The following is a 21060-nucleotide window of genomic DNA, read 5'->3' as shown; positions in this document are numbered from 1 at the left end:
CAAGGATCAAGTTTATCGCACTGATGACTACGGCGTTGAAAAGATTACCTTCAGCAATGGAACCATCTGGAATGAAGCGCAGTTGCGAAATGCTTACCTTACCTTGGGTGCTGCTAGCAACGATATCCTCGAAGGCACCAGCGTTGTCGATACCCTGATTGGCGGCAAGGGCGATGATCTTCTCAAAGGTTACGGTGGTGCTGATATTTATCGTTATACTCTTGGGGACGGCAACGACACCCTCAATGATTCTGAATACAACGGCGGCAACGACCAGCTTATATTCTCCGGCACTGGTCTGACTGCCAGCAATGCGATTGTTACACGCCTCGGTAGCAGCTATGACCTGAAGATTTCTTTTGGTGGTGTAATCGGCTCCGTCATCCTCAAGGATCAAGTTTATCGCACTGATGACTACGGCGTTGAAAAGATTACCTTCAGCGATGGAACCATCTGGAACGAAGCGCAGTTGCGGAATGCTTACCTTACCTTGGGTGCATAGGGATCGCCTATGACGACTGTTGGCAAATTTAAAAAACACTTATGCCAAACCGTCGAACGCAGCCTATTAATAGAACCAGTCCACAAAACGGAAGATGGGTATTAATTCTTCTTCCTCACTCCTCACTCCCCACTCCCTAGTTATGGCAGGTTGTCAGGATCAATGCCCAGATTACGTAAGTATGCTGCCAACTGTTCAGCGCGTTGACGTTCTTGTTCAGCGCGTTGACGTTCTTGTTCTACCAATAACTCAGCCCGTTCTGCCCGTTGATTGAGTTCCAAGGAATTCAAAAATCTCTGTCCATCTAAACGGTAAATTACTAACTCTCCTTGCCCCGTATCAAATCTAATTCCTAAACGGGGACTGACCCAACTATCCATTTGCCATAGCTTATTCAAATGGTTGTTTTGCCGCAACCAGCCATCTAGTTGAAAACTTTCAGGGTCGTACAAATAATATTCTTCAACACCATAAGTATCGTAAAACTCTAACTTCCGATCCATTTCCTTGGCATCGTTACTAGGGGAGAGAATCTCGAAGACTACTTGCGGTGAAATATTGTCTTCTTGCCATTGACGATAGGAACGACGTTTGCCCTTTGGTCTACCAAAGACAACCATCACATCAGGTGCAGTCGGTGTAATCAGCTGGGAACGGACAGGATACCAAAGTAAATCGCCTACAATTAAAATATTGTCATTATTAGCAAACAGAATCTCCAAATTCTCTTTAATTAAGACAATCCAACGATACTGTTCTGTGTTTTCTGCCATTGGTTTGCCGTCACTATCGGGATAAAGCAGATCGGAGTCTATTTGCCCAAAGATAGTCATCGGATTTAACCCAGCTAGCTGTGCTTGACTTGCAATTCAATTATGACTGCTTTTAGAAGTCTAATAGCAACGACTGCACTAAAAACCTTAGAATGAGTAGGGTGTATTTAAATCTGTAACAAATATTTATGCCTCCTCGTTGGCCTCGCAAACCCGATCGCAAAGACCCTGATTACCGCAAGATCGATGACCGGATGAATTTTGCCGTCCATGTAGCGATCGCTGCTACGATCAATTCTGGCTTATGGTTTTTTCACATCTTGAAAAGCACTACCTGGGACTGGCTGCCGTTGTTTACTGCAAGTTGGATAGGAATAGTATTAGTGCATCTGATTTATATTAGTGCGATCGCTAATTACAGCGAAACTCCACCAAAATCCACCTGAAGATGGATTACTCAGGCTGGGGCGATTGTAACCTCTGGTAGTAGGATTAGGCTGTTAATTGAGCCATAATGTAAAAAAGGCTGAGATTTCGCACTTTTTCTTGAAATAGGGTTATTTTTATGGCAAAGACTAACACCACAGAACTACTAGAAGCCCTAGCAGCTGAAATTGGCGAAAATGTCTATATAGACGTTGCCAAATGGCATCTTTATTTATCTAATGCCAAACTGCATACAGTTGTTGCCGAGCAACTGTATCCCTTAATTACTTCCAACGCTGTAAATGAAGACCGAGTTTTACAAGTTTTAGGATCGATTCCAGTAAAAATTGGTGGCGGGAAACGTGAAGTTCCTTTAATCGATTTACTACCCTTGCAATGTCAGGTGACTTTAGTTGATATTTTGGAAAAATATCAACGTGATTTCTAATCGCTAAAACTAAAATTATCTTAGTTGGACAATTTTATTAATCAGCATTCCCTGATTCAATTTTACTTCTGAATTAGGTATATACTTGCTGCGTTTATCTTCTAAAAATGAACTTTACAGATATACACAGATCAATCTTGTGTAATTCATGTGTAGATATCTGATAAAAATTTCCTTTAACAATTAAGGAATCTCCGCGTTCAAAATCGGTTAATATTTGAGCGAGTTTATCTTGAGACTTGCTTTGAACTTCCATGCAAACTCATTGAGGCAATTTCTATGCTTTTACAAGTCAAAGATAGTGGCGAATTGGTGAAAATTCTTGAAATTCAGGAATTAATTGATCCGAATAATGATGTTGTTCACGCAAAAGACCAAGAAGGTCAAGAAGAACAGCAACCTGAAAGCTTTAAAAAAGAAAATCTCGTTTTTCCTTCAGGTGAAGTTTTACCACGCTGTTGGTTAGATGCTGACTATAGACACGACAACGGATAATGATTTTTAAATCAGGTAATTACTAAATAATAGGGTAGCACAGCGGTGCTACCCTATTATGTGTAAGATTATGACGCAGCTTTTTCTCCTACCGTCACTCCTTCATTCTGCTGAAACTTCGGGAAAAATGTTTTAGTAATCCAGTCAGTCAAAATGTGAGACAGTAATCCCAGAGGACCAGCAAATAAAGACAAAGCCAGAGAGTGAATGGTCCAAACACCTGTTTTCTGTCCTTCCCAATAAATCCAGCGACCGACAAATAAATCCATCACTAAAAAATGAATCCAACCTGTTGCCGCAGCTGCTTCATCTGCAAAAAATCGTGCAATATCAGCTAATTGAGGATTCGATAAAGCTTGAGCATTTTCTGGCGTAATGCTGTTGATAAACAAATACAAATATGCTCCAGCTAACAGCACAAAGGGTAAATATGATGACATTATCTGCCGTGTAACTTTCCAGTTAGGCAATAAAATCATCAATGCCCAAAATGGCAAAACGAAAAGGTTAGCAACATTAAATAGTTGAGAAATCGTCATATTTTTGCAAAATCAAGACTGAGGGTTTAAGTTAGAAGGTATAAGTTATAAGTTAGGAGTTAAAAATAAAAATCAGGAACTTTTATTTATTAGTATTGTTGGTTTTTTTGAATTAACTAATACATAATAGCGGAATAATTTTACCATTTAAAGTTACTCCAAGCCACATAATATCTGATAGATAGAGAGGAAAACATCCTTGTTAAAGGTAGGTAAATTTCCGCCGTGTTGTACTAGTTATACTTAACTCCTAACTCCTAACTCCTAACTCATAAAGCTACAAGCTGTGATTCAATTTCTGAAGAATTCAAATCACGCCCGATGAAAACTAAGCGTGTTTGCCTAGCTTCTTCTGGTTTCCAGGGGCGATCGTAAAATTTATCAAATCGGGTTCCCACACCTTGCATCACTAAGCGCATGGATTTATTAGGCACTGCGACAAAGCCTTTAATCCGGTAAATTTCTTGTTGTTGTACCAATGTTTGCAACTGCTGTTGCAACTTTTCTGGATCAAAGGTACGATCCAAAATTAAATTAGCTGAAGTAATTTCTTCATCGTGATTGTGGTCTTCTTCAGTATCGTGATGACTAGGACGAGAATCTAAGTTATCTTCGACTGCGGCTTGGAATCCTAATAATATAGATGCGTCTAATTGAGAACGGTCGCTCTCGACAATTTTCACCACTCTGGGCAATTCTTGCTTAATCAATTCCTCAACTCTGGCTTTTGTCTCGGCATCTACCAAGTCAATTTTATTTAACACCACTAAGTCTGCACAAGCAAGTTGGTCTTCAAACAGTTCTTGCAAGGGTGTTTCGTGTTCTAGATTATCATCTGCTTGTCGCTGGGCTGCGATCGCATCTGGATCGCTAGCAAATGTCCCCGCTGCTACCGCCGCACAATCTACCACGGTAATTACAGCATCCACAGTGGCGGCGTTACGAATTTCTTGCCAACGAAAAGTCTTTACCAGTGGTTTTGGTAAAGCTAAACCAGAGGTTTCAATCAAAATGCAATCGATGCTATCTCGCCGCTTAATTAACTCTTGCATCGTCGGGTAAAACTCTTCCTGCACGGTGCAGCATAAGCAGCCGTTGGTTAATTCAAAGATATTAGTGTCACCCTCACCATCTTCGGGGCAAATTTGACAAGATTCCAATAATTCACCATCAATACCGAGTTCGCCAAATTCATTGACTAAAACGGCAATGCGTCGTCCTTGGTTGTTTTGTAGCAGGTGGCGAATTAGGCTGGTTTTTCCACTACCTAAGAAGCCTGTAATCACTGTGACAGGAATTTTCGTAGCCATATTTTTGCCTGATTTACCCAGTATGGTAAGTTTTACGGGTTACAAACTTAAATACTGAGATTAAGCTTGGTTTGAAGATTGACTTAGTTATTTTAAGCTGAAAGTCTATGGTAAACCTGAAAATATTCCCGTTTTTGTTGAGTTTAGGTTTGGCTTTAATTCCTCAAATCACTGTGGCACAAACGGTAGAGGAGTTGGAACAAAAAGCAACATCTGCCGAAGAAGTGAAAAATTATGAAGAAGCCGCTAATATTTGGCGGAGTTTGATTGAACGGGATGACAAATCAATAAATTTAGGGACTCCAAGAAATAAATTATCCAATTTCACTGAGTCAAAATGATTTTTTCTCCCCCTGCTCCCTGCCGTCAAAGCGATGGGATATTTTTTTATTTGGAAGTCTCTTATCAGGAGTAATATCATGTCCGCTTGATTGCTTATTAAACCCGAAGAACCCCACCCCGCCAAAGCTGTGCTTTGTCTCCCCTCCCCGCTCTTCGGGAGGAGGGCTAGGGCGTGTCATCAATTGAGCCAAATGACAGAAGCAGCCAGATAAATTGCACCTAAAAAGTTTGTAGCACGTTTGTCATAGCGCGTTGCGATCGCTCGGTACTGCTTAAGTTTGGCAAAAAAGTTTTCAATGAGATGACGGGCTTTGTATAAATCTCGGTCGTAGTCACGAGGTGCAGTACGGTTGCGTTTGGGAGGAATAACTGCGATTTTGCCCAAAGATTCAAGTCGCTCAATCACTCGTTCATCAGCATCATAGCCTTTATCTGCCAATACTGTATCCGCTACAATATTGGGTAGCAGTTGGTCTGCTCCATCGAGGTCACAGGCTTGTCCTGGTGTCAAGTGAAAACTCAGTGGGTTGCTTAACGCATCCACCACAGCATGAATCTTGGTACTCAATCCCCCTTTACTGCGACCAATGGCTTCAGTAGATGGCTCCCCCCCTTTGCACCTGCACTATGCTGGTGGGCGCGGACAAACGCCCTTGTCAATCATTGCATATTCATTGTCGGCATCATCTGCTAAGTGCTGAAACACCTTCTCCCACACGCCTGTTTTTGACCATCGACTGAAGCGGGTGTGAATCACCCGAAAATCCCCAAATCGGGAAGGCAAGTCACGCCAGGGAATGCCTGCTCGGTAACGATATAACACTGCTTCGACAAACAATCGATTATCTTTCGCCGTGACTCCCACATAGCCCTCTCGCCCAGGTAGCAGGTCTTTGATTCTCTGCCATTGGTCATCTTGTAGTGCGTATCGGCGCGTCATTGTTTTCTTGTTTTTTACTCTTCTTCAGCAGTTCTGATTTCAGTTTACCTAATTGATGACACGCCCTAGAGTACGAAGCAGTTGTCCCGTCTCTAAATTCCAGAGTTTAATCCGGTTATCCCAACTGCCACTAGCGAGCAGCTTGCTATCTGGACTGATGGCAAGGCTTACCACTGCATCGCCATGTCCTTTTAAAGTATAAAGTAAGGTGTTACTAGGCAGATCCCAAATTTTAATTTTTTTATCGTAACTGCCACTGGCGAGGAAGCGTCCATCAGGGCTAATTGCGATCGCGTAAACCCAAGTTGAACTTCCTTGGACAGAACGTAAGGGTTGAGTGGTTGCAACAGAGGTAGTAGCAACACTAGCGTTTCGCAAGGAAGACAATAGGCTAGCACAACTGCTACTACCAACCAAGATCGTTAGGGTGCTGATTGCCAATGCTGCTGAAGATTTCGAGGTAATTTGTTTCGATCTCATAACAGGACATTCCTTGTACAAGTGGGAGAATAATCTGGCTTGCACCCACTGCGTAACGGTGTCGGAGACTAGCGGTACTATAGAGTAATTTTTTCTGGAATTTGAGATGAGAACGCTTTTCCTTTCGCTTTTTGTTGTTTATTCCGATGTTCAATCCAGCGTCGCATTAGAAATAAAAGGGTTGTCGTGACAATCCCTACTAGCCCAATCGGGGTTAAATAGCTCCAATGCTCTAACATTTTGTCCCAAACGTGCCAAGTGAGCAGGAACATAGCTAAGTAAGTCAGGGTATGTAATCGGTTCCAATTTTTTTTCAGTCTTTTGACACTCCACTCATTAGAAGTAATTGCCAATAGGGTAAAAATTATGAAGGTAGATATACCTTGGATATAAATCCAATAAGTATTGGGATCTAAAAAATCAAGGTCTCTCTTTTTCACTAAGAGGAAAGCGTGAAGCAAAGCCAAGCAGAAAGCCAGAATACCGATAAGTCGTCGATATTTTAACAGCCATTTGGGAAGGTTCGCTTGTTTAGTTTGAGGAAAAATGATTCTGAGATTCGTGGGCATTAAGGTGAGAATATAAGCTCCTAAAGCTAGAAATCCCAGGCTGTTTTCTAACGGTGCTGTATCGATTGCTGCCATGACCAATCCTCCTTAATTTTTCACTAAAAGCCCTTACAAAGGTAGGTATTTTTATTTTTTTAGAGAATTGGTATAATCCATCATTTCCACCGATCAAGTGAGAACGGATTGCAGTCGTGATGTGAGAAATTGATCGATATAGTTTGCGATCGCATCCCCATCCTCTTCCAGGGCAAAATGTCCGGTATCGAGTAGATGGAACTCAACATCTTTCAAGTCACGCTGGTAGGGATAAGCACCGTCAGCAGGAAAGATGTAGTCGTTCTTGCCCCAAACAATCAGGGTAGGGGGTTGATACTGGCGAAAATACTCTTGCCATTGGGGATAGAGCGGTGGATTCGTACCATAGCTATACAGCAGTGCCAGTTGAATCTCACCGTTGCCAGGGCGATCGAGGAAATGTTGATCGATAGTCCAGGTATCGGGGCTGATCGCTTCTAGATTGCGAACACCATTAGTATATTGCCACTTCGTCGCTTCCAGGGTGACAAGATATTTGAGCTTTTCAGCATTCTCAGGCGATTGCTCTTGCCAGTATGCCTTAATCGGCTCCCAGAATTCGCGCAGACCTTCCTCGTAAGCATTGCCATTTTGAACAATCAGAGATTGCACGCGCTCTGGATATTTAGCGGCAATCCGATAGCCTATCGGCGCACCATAATCCATCACATAAAGGCTGTACTTTTTGAGAGCGATCGCAGCAATGAATTTTTCCACAATCTCAGCCAAGCGATCAAACGTGTAGTCAAATTCATTTACAGTTGGCATCGAACTGTTGCCGTAGCCAGGGTAGTCAGGAGCAACGAGATGGAATTTATCAGCGAGGGCAGGTATAAGATTGCGGAACATGTGGGACGAGGTTGGAAAGCCATGCAATAGCAGAATCGTCGGATTATTACGAGAACCAGCTTCACGGTAGAAGATATCTAAACCATCGATCGATACTGTACGATATGTAGTCATGGGATTACTCCTTGTAAGTGATAAAAGTGATATGATGTCGTTTTACGACAGGTCGAGCTATCTCACATCCTGACGACGGATCTGTTCCTGAAAGTAGTCCCGCCAGCTTTCAGGTAACGCTTGGAGTTGAGCTGCACGATGCAGTAACTCTGGATTGTTTCGCTCACGAACATAAAGCTTAGTGATATCAGTAACAGTAATATTGTTAGTATCTCGACTCATCAACTCTAAAGTGTCTCCGACTCCAACTTCGCCCTCTTGCAAAACCCGAAAGTAAAATCCGGTGCGACCACTGGCGAGAAATCGTTTCACCATATCCGAGCGCCCAAAGCGAATGCTTAGTTTGTAGCAAGGTAAGCGCGGTTGAGTAACTATTAGTTCTACATTGCCGATTTTGAAGCGATCGCCAATGTTAATTTCCTCTTCTTTAAATCCTGTAACTGTGAAATTTTCACCAAAGATTCCTGGCGTTAACTCTGTGTCAGGCAATTCATCTCGCCAGTAGTCGTAATGCTCAAAGGGATAGACATAAACTGCTTTGTCTAAACCACCATGAACGGTTAGATCAGCCTGTCGATCGCCATCTAAATTGAGTTCACGCACCATCACTCTCGAATTAACTGGCTCTTTGAAAATTCCAGTGCGGACGAGTTTTCCTTTCCAGGTCACTTCACGCGGCAGGCCGACATTAACAGAGATCAGCTTCATCTTCAACTCCTTTTGGACTTCAAATCTGTGCCATACCGCCATCAACAAACAACTCAATGCCGTTAACAAAGCTGCTGTCATCTGAAGCCAGAAAAACAACCGCTTTGGCAATCTCATCGGCTGTGCCGACTCGCCCTAATGGGATAGTGACAGCTTGGCTGTCCACGAATTCTTGCAACTGCTGGTCATTCAGTCCCAAATGATCGTAACCAGGAGTCGGAACCACACCAGGGCTAATGGCATTCACTCGGATCTTGCGTTCTCTGAGGTCGAGTATCCAATTCCGAGCAAACGATCTCACGGCGGCTTTGGTAGCGCTGTAAACACTGAAAGCTGGCGTACCTTTTATAGAAGTAATCGAAGCATTCAGGATAATAGAAGCGCCCTCTGGTAACAGTGGCAGCGCCTTTTGTACGGTGAACAGCAAACCTTTGACGTTTACGTTGAATGTTTTGTCAAAGTGTTCCTCAGTGATTGCTCCAAGTGGGGCAATTTGTCCACCGCCAGCATTAGCGAAGATGATATCGAGGTGTCCTTGCTCTTGCTTGATGGTGGCAAACAGACGATCGAGGTCTGCCAGATTAGAAACATCGCTCTGTACAGCTGTAACATTTTTACCAATGGCTTCTACAGCAGCATCCAGTTCGACTTGGCGACGACCCGTGATATAGACATAGGCACCTTCAGCAACAAACTGTTTGGCTGTGGCAAGACCGATACCACTATTGCCACCCGTGACAAGGGCGATTTTTCCTTCTAGTTTTTCCATTATGCTAATCCTTTGATTGTTGGGTTTAAAGTGGTCAGTTACGAATGGAGAGTGGAGTCAGGAGGAAGAATAGTCAGCTTAATCTCTAAGGGATATCTCCGGGCGCACCCAGAGTTTCATCGCCAATTTCGCTAGAGACGCGCATGAATAATTCCAAGTCAGTTTTTTCATTCTCGTTTAGCGTCCCTGTTGCTTCTATTAGTTGAGCAAAGGCACTAGGCGCAGCAACAACCAACCCGCGAGCTGGTTTATCGCTAAGTGCGGCGACTACATGGATGGTGTTAGGCGGGATGAAGAAGCTTTCACCAACGCCTAGCACAACCTTGTTCTCACCTGCCCAGACAGTAAACTCTCCTTCCAGCACATAAAGTTGTTCGGAATAGCGTGTATGGCGATGGGGTGGAGTCTGTGTACCAGGAGTGAAATAGCCCTCAATCAGGTCGTATTTACCGTCAGTCGTGGTGTGATCGGCGAGGATAGTGAGGCGAGAACCAAGAAGCCAGAATGATTTTATCATGGAATAGATGCTTCTAATGAATAAATTGTGTTACGAATGCTCAAGTTTGCGGTTCAGATAAGGCAGGCGTTCATGCCGTTTTTAGATAGACAAGTGTGACAAATTTTTAACATTAAGCTTGTTGGGAAGACTTTGCTACGCTCCGCTTTAATTAAATCTGCTGCCTTCTCAGCAATCATGATAGTGGGTACGTTCGTATTTCCCGTGGTGATCGTGGGCATGATGGACGAAAGGCTGGCAGGCTTACGATCGGCAATTTGTTCATTAACAGCCTGAAGCTCACTGTTACTGCCAGGTCAAGCGAGCAGGCGCAACGATTCATTCCAGAGCCGATCGGCATTGTCTGGGTTCAGGGCGTAGGGGGCAACTCCGCTCATATAGCCGTTCCCGTTGGTGACGAGAGTGGCTTCATTGCAGTCCTCAAAATAGCGTCCGCCAACGCCCTTTAGTAGCCCAGAGGTTGCCAACAGAACGGAAGTTGCCGCACCCTGCGCTATTGTCTTCTGCCGCTCAGGTGGGGTTCTAAGACCGCCCGTATGACGCTGGAGGTTGGTTGCGATCGCCCCGGGCATCAGGGCATTAGCGGTAATGCCATCCTTGAACCAGCGCGCAGTAGTACCCACAGCAAAGAGGATACTTGCGGTCTTGGACTGTCCATAGGCCAACCACGGATCATAAGGACGGAACATGAAGTGAATATCATCGAACACAATGGGCGACATCAGGTGCCCGCTAGAACTAACCGACACGATACGGGCGGCACCCTCGGCAGCGAGAGCGTCGTGTAGTCCGAGCGCTAGGGCAAACTGTCCGAGATAGTTAGTGGCAAATTGCATCTCCCAGCCTTCGGGTGTGCGCTGTTCGGGCAGTGCCATTACCCCTGCATTATTAACGAGGATGTGCAGTGGCTCACGCCAGGCAGCAATGAACTTGGCAATTGAGTTGCGATCGCTTAAATCAAGCGGAGCAACATGAATATTCCGGTTCCCAGTAGTAGCCATAATGTCAGCCGCGGCTTGCGCTCCAGCATCGGTATTACGCACAGCTGAGTGTGACGATCGCTCCAGTTTGAGCCAGTGCCCGCGCCGTTTCTACGCCGATGCCCGATGCAGCTCCCGTAATGATCGCCCGCTTGCCGGAAAGATCAATTCCTTCTACGACCTCGGCGGCGGTGGAATGTCGTCCGAATGGTGTTGTAATCAGTGCCATTGTGTATTCCTTTACAGAGGTCGAGTGTTCTGTTTGCTTAACATCGACCGATAAACGCTCAACAGGTATGATAATTTGAGATTAATCAAAGATGATCGCTCGTTTCTAAGTAGGTGAATACGCCGGATTTTGGACGTTAGATTTGCTGAGAACCGTTCGTGCTGTGCGACCTGCTTTAATTAAATCCGCTGCCTTTTCACCAATCATGATGGTGGGTGCGTTCGTATTTCCCGTGGTGATTGTTGGCATGATGGAGGCATCAACAACTCGTAATCCTTCAACCCCATGTACCCGCAACTCAGGATCGACCACTGCCATTGGGTCAATGCCCATTTTGCAAGTGCCAACCGGATGCCACACTGTGTTGCAATTGTTGCGGATATAAGCAACGAGTGCTTCATCACTCTGAACCTCAGCACCCGGAGCAATTTCTGCACCACGAAACTCATCAAAGAAGTTGCTATGAAACAATTGCCGCATTAATTTAATTCCTTCAACTAGCTTCTTCACATCGGTTTCATTTTGCAGATAGTTCATCCGCAACATCGGTGTGTCTTTAGGATCAGGCGTTTGGGCAGAGCCCACGCTTCGCGAACGCAAACCGACACTGCCAATATTTTGCAGATGGGTCAAAGCGACTGCACCCGTAAATCCAAATGCCGCTGGAGCATAGCCAGGGGGTAAGAGCTGAATGGAACCGAATAGAAACTGTAAATCGGGTGCAACCGCTGAATTCCACTTGCTATGCAAAAATAATCCAGCTTCCCCGATACTACTGGTGCTGGCAAAGTGTAAATCCTGAGTTGCCTGGTATACCACAGGAGAGAAAATGTGGTCTTGCAGGTTTTGCCCAACACCTGGCAGCTCGACGACAACAGGAATCCCTAATGTTTGTAAGTGTGCTGCATCCCCAATGCCGGAAAGCATTAGCAGCTTGGGCGAATCGAACGCGCCCGCACTTAAAATCACTTCCCGCTCAACCCTGACTTGGTGCAGCATTCCCTCGTGCAGATATTCCACCCCAACGGTGCGGGTTCCCTCAAACAACAATCGAGTCACCAATGCCCCAGTCATTATGGTCAAATTGCGACGCTGGGCAATGGGTACAAGGAACGCAGCAGCAGCACTGTGCCGTTTACCCTCCTTGATAGTTTGCTGATAGAGTCCGGCTCCTGACTGCTGCGTACCGTTGAAATCAGGATTGTAGTCAAATCCCATTGCCACAGATGCCTCTACAAATCGTTGAGAAATTGCAGTAGGCGCAATGAGATCGGTAACGCTCAACTCCCCATCAACTCCGTGGTAGGCGGAGGCACCGCGTTGCTGGTGTTCAGATTTCTTGAAATAAGGCAAGACATCCTGGTAACTCCAACCAGGATTTCCCAACTCCTGCCAGTGGTCATAATCGTGATGATTGCCTCAGACATACATCATGAAATTAATCGAACTGCTGCCTCCTAAGACTTTGCCACGGGAACAAAAGATTTTGCGATTATTCAAAAAGGGTTCTGGTTCAGAGAAATAGCTCCAGTCCACCTCTGAGCCTAGTAGATTGACGCACTCTGCTGGGATGAAAATCTCTGGTTTTGTATCTGGGTTGCCCGCTTCGAGTAGTAACACAGTTGTGTCATTGTCTTCGGTTAGACGATTGGCAACCACACAACCTGCTGACCCTGCACCAATTACAATGTAGTCATAATTAGTCATAAAGTTCTCTTCCTCTGTTATCTACAATGGATAAATGGAGTCAAGAATGAACTGATTGAAAGAGCGATCGCTGAGATACTGTTAGTTAGTTATTTGATTTACAACACCCGCTCTGCTGAATTTAACTGCGTACCAATGCTGTATCCACCAAATGTTCTGCTAGAAACCAAACTTGCGTCTCATTGGTTTGCAGGACTTAGCTCACTAACAAATCGTTAAATTGGGATTACTTTACAGAGCCGTGCTTGCTGCTTCAATCACTTTGGTAACTTCTTTTGGATGAGAGATAAAAGGAACATGACTGGAGTTAACTTCGGTTGTCTTAGCACCAATCCGTTTAGCCATAAATCGCTGAAGTTCAGGGTTGATGGCGCGATCGCTTTGAGTGACGATAAACCAGGAAGGAATCGTTTTCCAAGCGATTTCATTCACTGATTGCTCAAAGGCTGCGCTGGCGATCGGCTTTTGGGTTGCTGCCATCACTCGCGCCTCAGCCTTCGATACGTCCTGGGCAAAAAATTCGTGAAACTTCCCGCGATCTACATAGAGAAAGTTTGCAGCATCAGACACAATTGCCGTACTAATCGGAGGTGCTGCGTACCTTTTATTCAAATCACTCGTCTTTTCACCGACATCTGGTGCGAAAGCATTAACATAAACCAAAGCTTTCACCTGTGAATTGCCAGCCGCCGCACCCGTGATTACATTTCCACCATAAGAATGTCCGACTACAACAACAGAACCCTTTTGAGCATCAATCACCCGCTTCGTCGTTGCGACATCATCAGCAAGCGAGGTCAGCGGAATCTGCACAGCAGTTACTCTATAGCCATCTTTCTCCAACAATGGAATGACGTGTTGCCATGATGTACCATCAGCATAAGCCCCATGAACGAGAACGATCGCAGGTTTAGAGTTGGACGCTTGAGGTAATTCCTTGGAGGTGGCTGGTGTTGGATGCATTGATATGACAACGACAACACTTAATGCAAATAAGCACAGCAACATTTTTTGAACTTTTTTCCATATAAAAACTATCATTGCGATCGCCTCTGTATTCTTGCTAAATTGCTGAAATTTCTGATTCTTGTCGTCGGTATAGAAGTTATGAAATACTCCCCACTGAAATACTTGTTGGGATAAGGATCAAAAAGCTTAATCATTTGCAGCAACAATGGCTGCCATTATCTGCTCAACAGTCCAGCGATCGAGATAGCGAATTCCATTACAGCGTTTTTCAATTGAATAGACCACAAATTTAGGAAACTGGAGAGGCAGCAAAAATACTCATAGTTATGCCTGCTCCTTACTCAACTGATTTACGCCAACGTGTGATAGATGCTTATGAAGCCCAAGAAGGGTCGCAACGGCAACTGGCTGAACGCTTTCAAGTGAGCTTATCCTTCATTAAAAGGTTAATTCGTCGCTATCGAGATACAGGACAAGTGGCACCTTTGCCTCATGGAGGTGGCGCGTTAGCGTAGCTCGCCGAAGGCATCGCTAAAATCAGGAATAGCAATTTACCAGTAGTTGAGCAGTTGGTTGATCGGCAACCAGACGCAATACTTGAAGAGTTATGCTCTGGTTTTGCAGCCAAAAGTGGTATTGAAGTCAGCGTTGCGACTATGCACCGAGCAGTTCAAAGGCTGAATTTGACCACTAAAAAAAACACTATATGCTAGCGAGCAAGATAGTCAACGAGTAAATCAAATGCGTTTTGAGTATCGAGATTGGGTTTTGGGTGTAGACCCACATAATTTGGTGTTTGTAGATGAATCCGGTTTGAAGTTAGGAATGACGCGACTGTACGGACGTGCAAAAAGTGGTGAGCGATTGCACGATTCATGTCCTCGCAATCGAGGGCAAAATATATCTTTTATCGGAGCTTTAAGTTTGGATGGACTAATTGCGACCATGAGTATCTCCGGTAGTGTCAATACTGATGTCTTTGTAACTTACGTGCGAGAGATTTTAGCACCACAATTATGGGTTGGAGCAATTGTCGTGATGGATAATTTATCAGTACATACTGCTGCGGTGATTCGAGACTCAATTGAAGCAGTTGGCGCACGTCTTGTCTTTTTACCTCCTTACTCACCTGACTTATCTCCAATTGAATTATGCTGGTCAAAACTGAAGCACTGTTTGCGAGCGGCAAAAGTTACAACCCATGAGACACTAAATCAACTTTTAACTCAGATTGTGAATGAGCAAATTTCCTCTGATGATGCTTGGGGTTGGTTTGCCCACTGTGGTCTATTCATTTGAAAACTGCTGTAAATATAAAACGCTCCAATGTGTATTCACCTGCTTGGCTACGAGTTTTCATGCCATCCATGACAGCAATGGCTAAATCGTACTCATTATCAAACATTTGTCCGGCAATTTCATGAGTTTTGAGTTGATGCCATTGGGTTTCAATTGGATTCATTTGGGAACAATTCTGATAATGACTCGGCAAAATTTAGATTCGCAGATATATTTTTTTCCATAAAGGTAGATACTTCCTATTTCAAAACTCTTCCTGAAAGGAAATTTTACCTTTTTTTCTAGTAGCAATAATGTACATAAACTTCGTTTTTGGTAGTAGGTTGTATCTTCTAAGCAATATTGCTGTAACTATTGTATAAAAACTATAGCCATAGCCATAAAGATTAGGACGTAAACTATAAGAGTTAGCATTGAATCTACCCCATCCTGATGGCAAAAGCTTATAGTGATGATTTCCGGCGAAAAGTTATGCAAGCGATTGAATTAGATGGTCTCAAAAAGTGTGAGGCAAGCCTTTTGTTTAATATCAGTCGCAACACGATTAACTTATGGTTTCAGCGCAAAGCCGAAACAGGTGATGTCAAGCCCAAACAGAGGAAAGCATCGTCAGACAATAGCAAAATCGGTGATTGGCAGAAGTTTCGCTCCTTTGTCAAAGAGCATGGGGATAAACAAGAGAGTGAGATGGCACAGTTATGGGAGGGAAAGATTAGCCAGCGCACGATTTCCAGGGCATTACAAAAGATCGGACATTCGCGTAAAAAAAAACTTACGGATATAGCCAACGAGACGAAGCCAAACGGGTAGCATTTTTAGCACAACTGAAAAATCCGAAAGCATCGCATCTAGTATATGTTGATGAATCTGGTATGGATGAACGCGACAACTATGGCTACGGATACTCTGCTGTTGGCGAACGCTTCTACGACCTTAAATCAGGTCGGCGGCAAGGTCGCATTAATATGATTGCGTTCGTTTCGAGAAGGGCAATTGATTGCACCATTTACCGTTGAGGGAGCGTGTAACCGAACCGTGTTTGAAACCTGGCTTATTCTTGTTTGATTCCGGTGTTGCGTTCGGGTGAGTGGGTGATTATAGATAATGCGACATTTCATCATGGTGGTCGCATTGCTTCATTAATTGAAGCCGCTCGATGCCACCTCCTCTACCTTCCGCCCTACTCGCCAGACCTCAATCGGATTGAAAAGTGTTGGGCATGGCTCAAAAGTAGGCTTCGTAAGTTGTTACCCACATCCGATAATTTGCGTGATGCAATAGAAACCGTTCTCAAGCAAGCAGCGTCCTAACTTATGTGGCTACGGCTATAATACTAATTGTAGGGAAGGAAGTAAAATTTCAAACCAATCTTCTCCCAAATCCAAAGGATCAAGTACCTGGTCATCAAGTGTACCTTTACTACTGTTTATCCAGGCAGATTGGTTATAAAATAGTTCAGGAGAATCTTATAATTTATTTTTGGGCAATAAAGAAACTAGTTATTTTACTGATTTAGCTAATAAATCTAGAGATAACTTCATTAAAAACTATTGCTACCGAACGGCTGTGCTTGTTGCGCTACCAAGAATTTGAGCGCCACAGCAGTATTGAAACGATCGCACAGTACAACCTGCGGTTTGCACCTGATTTTGTCATGCCGCGAGTGATTTGTCTAATTGATGAATGTTTTGATCTACTTTCCCATGATCAGTACTGCGATCGCATTGAGACTGCGCTGATGAAGTTGCTTGCAAAAGCAGGTGGCGCAGGGATTCACATACTTTTGTACACCCAGCGACCTGACAAGAACGTAATTGACCCGTTGATTCGCTCAAACTTTCCAGCCAAGACGGCCTTTGTTACGCTCCTCATCGCCAGAACGAAAGTATAGTTAGCTTTTTAGGTAACAAGCAATTTAGAGCATTAGTTTTTCACTACTTTGGTGTAAAACTTGTGAAAATCTTTGCGGTCTACTTAAATTGTCATAAAATCAGTTCATTCTGTAACTAATATATATATGTTTTTTCATCAAGAATCGCATAGTACTAAGAAAATATGATTATCGCAGTTACTAATCAAAAGGGAGGAGTAGCCAAGACAACCTCTACTATCGCACTAAGTGGATTGCTGGCAGAAAGTTCCTCCTGCCTTGTAGTTGACTTTGATACCCAAGGCAATTTAACCACAGGTCTAGGAATTAAGATTCAGCCACGGCAGATCAACCTCCTAAGTCTTCTCAGCCGAATATTCTGACTAATCGGATGAAGGAAGCCTATCAGCGAGTTAAGCAAGCTAAAGTCTGGGAAGATCCTAATAAAGCAAAAGTTTTAGAGAAGTTGTTAGGGCAAATTGAAGCTTTATTAGAGTAAAATCTACGGCTTTTTACAACATCTTTCACTCTTACCAACCTTTGAGGCGTAACTTCCATAGCTTGCGCTCGTAATCATCGTATGGTGAAGCAAAGCATTTTCGACTTTATCATCTACTATTACTGTAATCTCAAAAAAGCATAGTATTTATGTACTATAATTATCTGGTCGTGTGCCAGTAGTGCGGTTAACTCAGGTATTCCGCCAAGCTCAAACAAGTAAGTGCAATTATCACTGCTGCTCATCAGATTAATCGAGGAATTTATCCCACGATTGAACCGATTTCTGACAATCCTGTGTCTGACTGTATTTGGCACGGCGGCGGACATCAGCCCGAACATGGTGTACAGGCAATTTGCGAGTTGATTACCGATTTGATTCCACGCTTAGGTTACAATCGGGCCACTGATGTCCAAGTGCTTTGCCCGATGACACGGGGAGTAATCGGGACTCGTAACCTGAACACAGTCTTGCAGCAGTTGATCAACCCGCCCAGCCCCAGCAAGGTGGAGATTAATAGAGGTGGGAATTTGTTACGTGAGGGCGATCGCATCATCCAGCTAACCAACGACTACAACCGCGAAATTTAAAACAAAGGGCGGCGGGGCATTCCGTCCTAGAAAGCTCAGGAAATATCCGACGGGTTGCCGGGAGTCACTGAGAAGCCCCCGCCGTCCCAGAGGCGGTGCGGGGAGTATGTCACCAATCTAAAAATGAACTCACCCAACAGCTAGACCGGGAACCAACTTTGACTCAATTAGCCAATGCTGTTGAAAAAACCGAAGCACAAGTCCGAGCAGCACTACACCTTGGTCAAAAAGCTAAACAGAAAATGGTGACAGCAAACCTGCGGCTGGTAGTATCTGTTGCCAAGAAATATCAGAACCGCAATTTGGAATTTCTAGATTTGATCCAAGAAGGAGCAATCGGTTTACAAAAAGGTATAGAAAAGTTTGATCCCAACCGAGGCTATAAGCTATCAACCTATGCCTACTGGTGGATTAGTCAAGCTATAACCAGAGCAATTGCAGAACAATCCCGCACTATTAGATTGCCTGTTCACCTCACTGAAATACTTAATAAAATTAAAAAAGTGCAGCGAGAAAGCTTTCAAAAACTCGGTCGTCATGCCACTGCTGAAGAAATTGCAACACTCTTAAACATAAGTACAGATAAACTTCGAGAATATCTCGCCGCCTCTCGAACAGCCATCTCTTTAAATAAACAAGTCGGAGATGAGAAAGAGACAGAATTGGGCGAAATTTTAGCAAACGTTGGCGCTTCACCAGAAAAACTCCTTACCCAAGAACTTCTATCGCAAGACGTAGTTAAATTCTTAGAACCATTGACACCAATACAGCGTCAAGTGTTGACTTTAAGCTTTGGGCTAGAAAATGATCAGCATTTCAATCTCGCTCAGATTGGCCAACAGTTAAACCTCAGTCGAGAGCGCATTCGTCAAATCCAGGTCAAAGCTATAAGTATTCTCCGCCAACATCAAAATGACATCCAAGAGTATTTATTTGATTAAAAGGATGTTTTACTCAGATGATGCACGGGTCTTGCAGAACTAATATGAAAAACTATAGAAGTAAGACCACAATAGGTAATCAATGCCCAGCAAAACAATTGATGTCCGAGAGTACACCGTCAGAGCGCATAAGCGGGAAATTCATACTCGCATTTTTAACTTCGTATGTAAGCAGTGCGAACAACCCACACAACGAGAAACCTTTGGTGTGCGACCACTCTACTGTGAAACATGCCGTCCGCCACAAGCACCTAAAAAATCAGTAGTCCCTCTCAAGAAGAGAAAACCCAGAGCTATGACTTACAAGAGTGGTAAAGACATAGCCGGATGATTTGTTATCTCAAGCTTTTGAGCGATAGCTTCTCTTCTCTTTCAGAGACGCACTCGCATTCGAGAGGCAATGCCTTTCCTGCGGAACGCACTCGCGTTCGGCACGTCTTCTCTACGAGACGCACTCGCGTTCGACGAACGCCAACGGAAAAAGCGGTTACGCCATCGCACGAAAGTGAGTGAAGCAGTGCGCTCATTCGCCCAACCTAACTCAAACTGGTAAAAAGTAACAAGAATGTTTATTCGATAACTAAGTAAGACTAAAATGGGAAGCAGAGCGCCTCTGTTGTCCAAAAAGGCAAAGGTTTTTTATGAACCCATTACCCCCTGAAGTCAATACACCTGAATTAAAACCCGAAAAGGTTGGTAGCTTAATTAAGCGTTTTGGTATTGGTGTAATAACTGGAGTAGCGATCGCTGCATTGTATTGGAGTTATACAGATTGGTTTGGATATGCAGAACCTATAACCACAGGTATCATAGGTAGTCTGATCCTAGCAATTTTCTGCGGATTACTAACACTCAAATGGGGATACAAAATATTAGAGAGCTTATTGGGGCTGTTGCCATAATACAAATCTTTCGTATGTAACAGAACTAATTTTATAAGTATCTATGCAGATTACTGATTCAGCAATTTCACCCAATGTGGAAGTTCTTCACAGCATCGGCTATCATGGTTTGACTAAAAATTAGTATAATTTCAGTAATAAGCTTTGTAAGTACTGTATATATAGCTAAGTATCTTTGTGTATAAATATCAGTATTAGATGTTAAAGTATTATAGCCAAATTTTATTGAACCTTCTACTGGGGATTACTGCCCTTCTTTCAATAGGTGTTGGTTTCCTTTGGTGGTATCCTTTCGAGTTATTAAGTCACGGCAGAGTTTATTACTTTTTAGTCTCTTTACTAATCACTATCGGGATTTTGTATGCTTGGTTGGCTGGAATTCGCTGGCAGGGCACACTGTTTTTTGCTCTTGCTTTGCTAGCGTTTAATAGCGTTTGGATATTACCTTGGTATCTGCCTAATAGCCATCAAGGGCGAGGCGAATCTCTTAGAATTATAGAATTTAACATCAATATTCAAAATACTCAGTTGACCAGGGTCGCTAATCTCGTTGAACAGCAAAAGCCTGATATAGCTGTATTAATCGAGATCAGCCCGCCAGCTATGAAGGAACTAACCAAGCACCTGCAAGCTACTTTACCCTTTGCTTACCGGACTCGTGGTGGTGGGTTGGCTGTTTTTAGCCGCTTTGGGTTGGTAAATCCTCAAGGAAAGACACTAAGTGCAGGAACGATTTTAACCACATCTGTAAAAACTGGCACTAAAAATATCACTTTAGTAGCAGCCCACCCTTCAGTACCGATCAAACCTGATGTTTTTGCTAAACGTAACACCGCATTAGCTGAAGTAACTCAGTACTTACAAGCTCAAAAGGATAAAAGACTAATATTTGCAGGTGACTTAAACCTAACTCCTTGGTCGCCCTACTATAAAAGACTAGTTGAAAAAACGGAACTACACAATACAAAATTGGGCTTTGGAGTAGAACCTTCATGGATTGAACCGACAACTTCTGTTCAGTTACCAGCCTTGATTATAGGCGTAATTAAGCTGCCGATAGATTATATTTTTGTTAGTAATGATATCAAAGTAGTAGATTGTAAAACTATCAAAGGTGGAAATTCCGACCATCGGATGCTATTAAGCGATTTAGTCATTTGATAATGGTCAAGATGTTTTCAATGGCTTGGCAATAGAGATTATTTGCTCCAAACTCAA

At 43.6% G+C, this 21060-nt stretch carries 27 protein-coding genes and 5 pseudogenes; 16 read left to right on the top strand and 16 right to left on the bottom strand.

Annotated elements, in window-relative coordinates; all coding sequences use genetic code 11:
* On the top strand, window positions 1-502 hold a 502-nt coding region (locus RMY16_RS12880; protein WP_322736688.1), incomplete at its 5' end, for a calcium-binding protein.
* A 140-nt stretch (window positions 503-642) separates the two neighbouring features.
* Here RMY16_RS12880 and RMY16_RS12875 read toward each other — a convergent pair.
* Window positions 643-1335, bottom strand: coding sequence for a Uma2 family endonuclease (locus RMY16_RS12875; RefSeq protein ID WP_322736687.1), 693 nt, complete (start codon window positions 1333-1335; stop codon window positions 643-645).
* Window positions 1336-1463: 128 nt separating this feature from the next.
* Here RMY16_RS12875 and RMY16_RS12870 point away from each other — a divergent pair, with 128 nt between their 5' ends.
* From RMY16_RS12870 to RMY16_RS12860, 3 genes are all read left to right on the top strand, one after another.
* A complete protein-coding gene (locus RMY16_RS12870) occupies window positions 1464-1721 on the top strand; it encodes a hypothetical protein (RefSeq protein ID WP_322736686.1) in 258 nt (85 codons plus the stop codon).
* Window positions 1722-1840: 119 nt separating this feature from the next.
* Entirely contained in the window at window positions 1841-2149 is a 309-nt protein-coding gene (locus RMY16_RS12865; RefSeq protein WP_322736685.1) for a DUF3181 family protein, read from the top strand.
* A 279-nt stretch (window positions 2150-2428) separates the two neighbouring features.
* Window positions 2429-2644, top strand: coding sequence for an acetyltransferase (locus RMY16_RS12860; protein ID WP_322736684.1), 216 nt, complete (start codon window positions 2429-2431; stop codon window positions 2642-2644).
* Between the two features lie 68 nt (window positions 2645-2712).
* Here RMY16_RS12860 and RMY16_RS12855 read toward each other — a convergent pair whose 3' ends face one another.
* Both RMY16_RS12855 and cobW read right to left on the bottom strand, forming a co-directional pair.
* The gene (locus RMY16_RS12855) at window positions 2713-3183 is read right to left on the bottom strand and encodes an ABA4-like family protein (RefSeq protein WP_322736683.1); all 471 of its coding nucleotides are present in this window, start codon (window positions 3181-3183) and stop codon (window positions 2713-2715) included.
* A 269-nt stretch (window positions 3184-3452) separates the two neighbouring features.
* A complete protein-coding gene (gene cobW / locus RMY16_RS12850) occupies window positions 3453-4493 on the bottom strand; it encodes a cobalamin biosynthesis protein CobW (RefSeq protein WP_322736682.1) in 1041 nt (346 codons plus the stop codon).
* Window positions 4494-4600: 107 nt separating this feature from the next.
* On the opposite strand from cobW, the gene RMY16_RS12845 reads away from it, so the two are divergent.
* Window positions 4601-4834: a hypothetical protein gene (locus tag RMY16_RS12845; RefSeq protein WP_322736681.1), complete on the top strand. Its 234-nt coding sequence runs from the start codon at window positions 4601-4603 to the stop codon at window positions 4832-4834.
* Window positions 4835-5013: 179 nt separating this feature from the next.
* Here the strand turns inward: RMY16_RS12845 and RMY16_RS12840 are convergent.
* The 12 genes and pseudogenes from RMY16_RS12840 to RMY16_RS12785 form a co-directional block, all read right to left on the bottom strand.
* Window positions 5014-5775: pseudogene (locus RMY16_RS12840) on the bottom strand (IS5 family transposase).
* Between the two features lie 48 nt (window positions 5776-5823).
* The gene (locus tag RMY16_RS12835) at window positions 5824-6255 is read right to left on the bottom strand and encodes a hypothetical protein (RefSeq protein WP_322736680.1); all 432 of its coding nucleotides are present in this window, start codon (window positions 6253-6255) and stop codon (window positions 5824-5826) included.
* 77 nt (window positions 6256-6332) lie between these two features.
* The gene (locus RMY16_RS12830; RefSeq protein WP_322736679.1) at window positions 6333-6899 is read right to left on the bottom strand and encodes a ferric reductase-like transmembrane domain-containing protein; all 567 of its coding nucleotides are present in this window, start codon (window positions 6897-6899) and stop codon (window positions 6333-6335) included.
* A 93-nt stretch (window positions 6900-6992) separates the two neighbouring features.
* Complete coding sequence (locus RMY16_RS12825) at window positions 6993-7862, bottom strand: alpha/beta hydrolase (protein WP_322736678.1); 870 nt, start codon at window positions 7860-7862, stop codon at window positions 6993-6995.
* Window positions 7863-7919: 57 nt separating this feature from the next.
* A complete protein-coding gene (locus RMY16_RS12820) occupies window positions 7920-8570 on the bottom strand; it encodes an MOSC domain-containing protein (protein ID WP_322736677.1) in 651 nt (216 codons plus the stop codon).
* Window positions 8571-8589: 19 nt separating this feature from the next.
* A complete protein-coding gene (locus RMY16_RS12815) occupies window positions 8590-9339 on the bottom strand; it encodes an SDR family oxidoreductase (RefSeq protein WP_322736676.1) in 750 nt (249 codons plus the stop codon).
* An 85-nt stretch (window positions 9340-9424) separates the two neighbouring features.
* Complete coding sequence (locus tag RMY16_RS12810) at window positions 9425-9856, bottom strand: cupin domain-containing protein (RefSeq protein ID WP_322736675.1); 432 nt, start codon at window positions 9854-9856, stop codon at window positions 9425-9427.
* 296 nt (window positions 9857-10152) lie between these two features.
* A complete protein-coding gene (locus RMY16_RS12805; protein ID WP_322736674.1) occupies window positions 10153-10857 on the bottom strand; it encodes an SDR family NAD(P)-dependent oxidoreductase in 705 nt (234 codons plus the stop codon).
* 34 nt (window positions 10858-10891) lie between these two features.
* Window positions 10892-11065 carry a hypothetical protein gene (locus RMY16_RS12800; protein WP_322736673.1) on the bottom strand — a complete coding sequence of 58 codons (174 nt, stop codon included), beginning with the start codon at window positions 11063-11065 and terminating at the stop codon, window positions 10892-10894.
* Between the two features lie 105 nt (window positions 11066-11170).
* A complete protein-coding gene (locus tag RMY16_RS12795; protein WP_322736706.1) occupies window positions 11171-11650 on the bottom strand; it encodes a GMC oxidoreductase in 480 nt (159 codons plus the stop codon).
* 255 nt (window positions 11651-11905) lie between these two features.
* A pseudogene (locus RMY16_RS12790) lies at window positions 11906-12772 on the bottom strand (GMC family oxidoreductase); the annotation flags it as partial.
* Window positions 12773-13003: 231 nt separating this feature from the next.
* Window positions 13004-13813, bottom strand: a complete 810-nt coding sequence (locus tag RMY16_RS12785) for an alpha/beta hydrolase (protein ID WP_322736672.1) — start codon at window positions 13811-13813, stop codon at window positions 13004-13006.
* A gap of 254 nt (window positions 13814-14067) precedes the next feature.
* On the opposite strand from RMY16_RS12785, the gene RMY16_RS12780 reads away from it, so the two are divergent.
* A complete protein-coding gene (locus RMY16_RS12780) occupies window positions 14068-14256 on the top strand; it encodes a helix-turn-helix domain-containing protein (protein ID WP_322736671.1) in 189 nt (62 codons plus the stop codon).
* Window positions 14257-14482: 226 nt separating this feature from the next.
* The gene (locus RMY16_RS12775; RefSeq protein ID WP_322736670.1) at window positions 14483-15040 is read left to right on the top strand and encodes an IS630 family transposase; all 558 of its coding nucleotides are present in this window, start codon (window positions 14483-14485) and stop codon (window positions 15038-15040) included.
* Here RMY16_RS12775 and RMY16_RS12770 read toward each other — a convergent pair.
* Window positions 15033-15203: a hypothetical protein gene (locus tag RMY16_RS12770; RefSeq protein WP_322736669.1), complete on the bottom strand. Its 171-nt coding sequence runs from the start codon at window positions 15201-15203 to the stop codon at window positions 15033-15035. The two genes, RMY16_RS12775 and RMY16_RS12770, sit on opposite strands and share 8 nt — an antisense overlap.
* Before the next feature lie 269 nt (window positions 15204-15472).
* On the opposite strand from RMY16_RS12770, the gene RMY16_RS12765 reads away from it, so the two are divergent.
* The 9 genes and pseudogenes from RMY16_RS12765 to RMY16_RS12725 all read left to right on the top strand — a co-directional run bounded on the left by RMY16_RS12765 (window position 15473) and on the right by RMY16_RS12725 (window position 21003).
* The gene (locus RMY16_RS12765) at window positions 15473-15850 is read left to right on the top strand and encodes an IS630 transposase-related protein (RefSeq protein ID WP_322736668.1); all 378 of its coding nucleotides are present in this window, start codon (window positions 15473-15475) and stop codon (window positions 15848-15850) included.
* Between the two features lie 62 nt (window positions 15851-15912).
* A pseudogene (locus tag RMY16_RS12760) lies at window positions 15913-16350 on the top strand (transposase).
* Between the two features lie 263 nt (window positions 16351-16613).
* Window positions 16614-16904: pseudogene (locus RMY16_RS12755) on the top strand (DNA translocase FtsK); the annotation flags it as partial.
* A 191-nt stretch (window positions 16905-17095) separates the two neighbouring features.
* The gene (locus tag RMY16_RS12750) at window positions 17096-17293 is read left to right on the top strand and encodes a ParA family protein (protein ID WP_322736667.1); all 198 of its coding nucleotides are present in this window, start codon (window positions 17096-17098) and stop codon (window positions 17291-17293) included.
* Window positions 17294-17572: 279 nt separating this feature from the next.
* Window positions 17573-17996, top strand: a pseudogene (locus tag RMY16_RS12745) (ATP-dependent RecD-like DNA helicase); the annotation flags it as partial.
* 98 nt (window positions 17997-18094) lie between these two features.
* Complete coding sequence (locus RMY16_RS12740) at window positions 18095-18940, top strand: sigma-70 family RNA polymerase sigma factor (protein ID WP_322736666.1); 846 nt, start codon at window positions 18095-18097, stop codon at window positions 18938-18940.
* 82 nt (window positions 18941-19022) lie between these two features.
* The gene (locus RMY16_RS12735; protein ID WP_322736665.1) at window positions 19023-19271 is read left to right on the top strand and encodes a hypothetical protein; all 249 of its coding nucleotides are present in this window, start codon (window positions 19023-19025) and stop codon (window positions 19269-19271) included.
* 310 nt (window positions 19272-19581) lie between these two features.
* Window positions 19582-19842, top strand: coding sequence for a hypothetical protein (locus tag RMY16_RS12730; RefSeq protein WP_322736664.1), 261 nt, complete (start codon window positions 19582-19584; stop codon window positions 19840-19842).
* Window positions 19843-20040: 198 nt separating this feature from the next.
* Window positions 20041-21003 (top strand): endonuclease/exonuclease/phosphatase family protein, encoded by a 963-nt coding sequence (locus tag RMY16_RS12725; protein ID WP_322736663.1) that lies wholly within the window; start codon window positions 20041-20043, stop codon window positions 21001-21003.
* Window positions 21004-21060: the final 57 nt, after the last annotated feature.

The sequence above is a fragment of the Nostoc sp. DedQUE12b genome, from assembly GCF_034530835.1.
Lineage (GTDB): Bacteria > Cyanobacteriota > Cyanobacteriia > Cyanobacteriales > Nostocaceae > Nostoc.
Note: the sequence above shows the minus strand (reverse complement) of the source record. Positions and strands in the feature narration are given on the sequence as shown.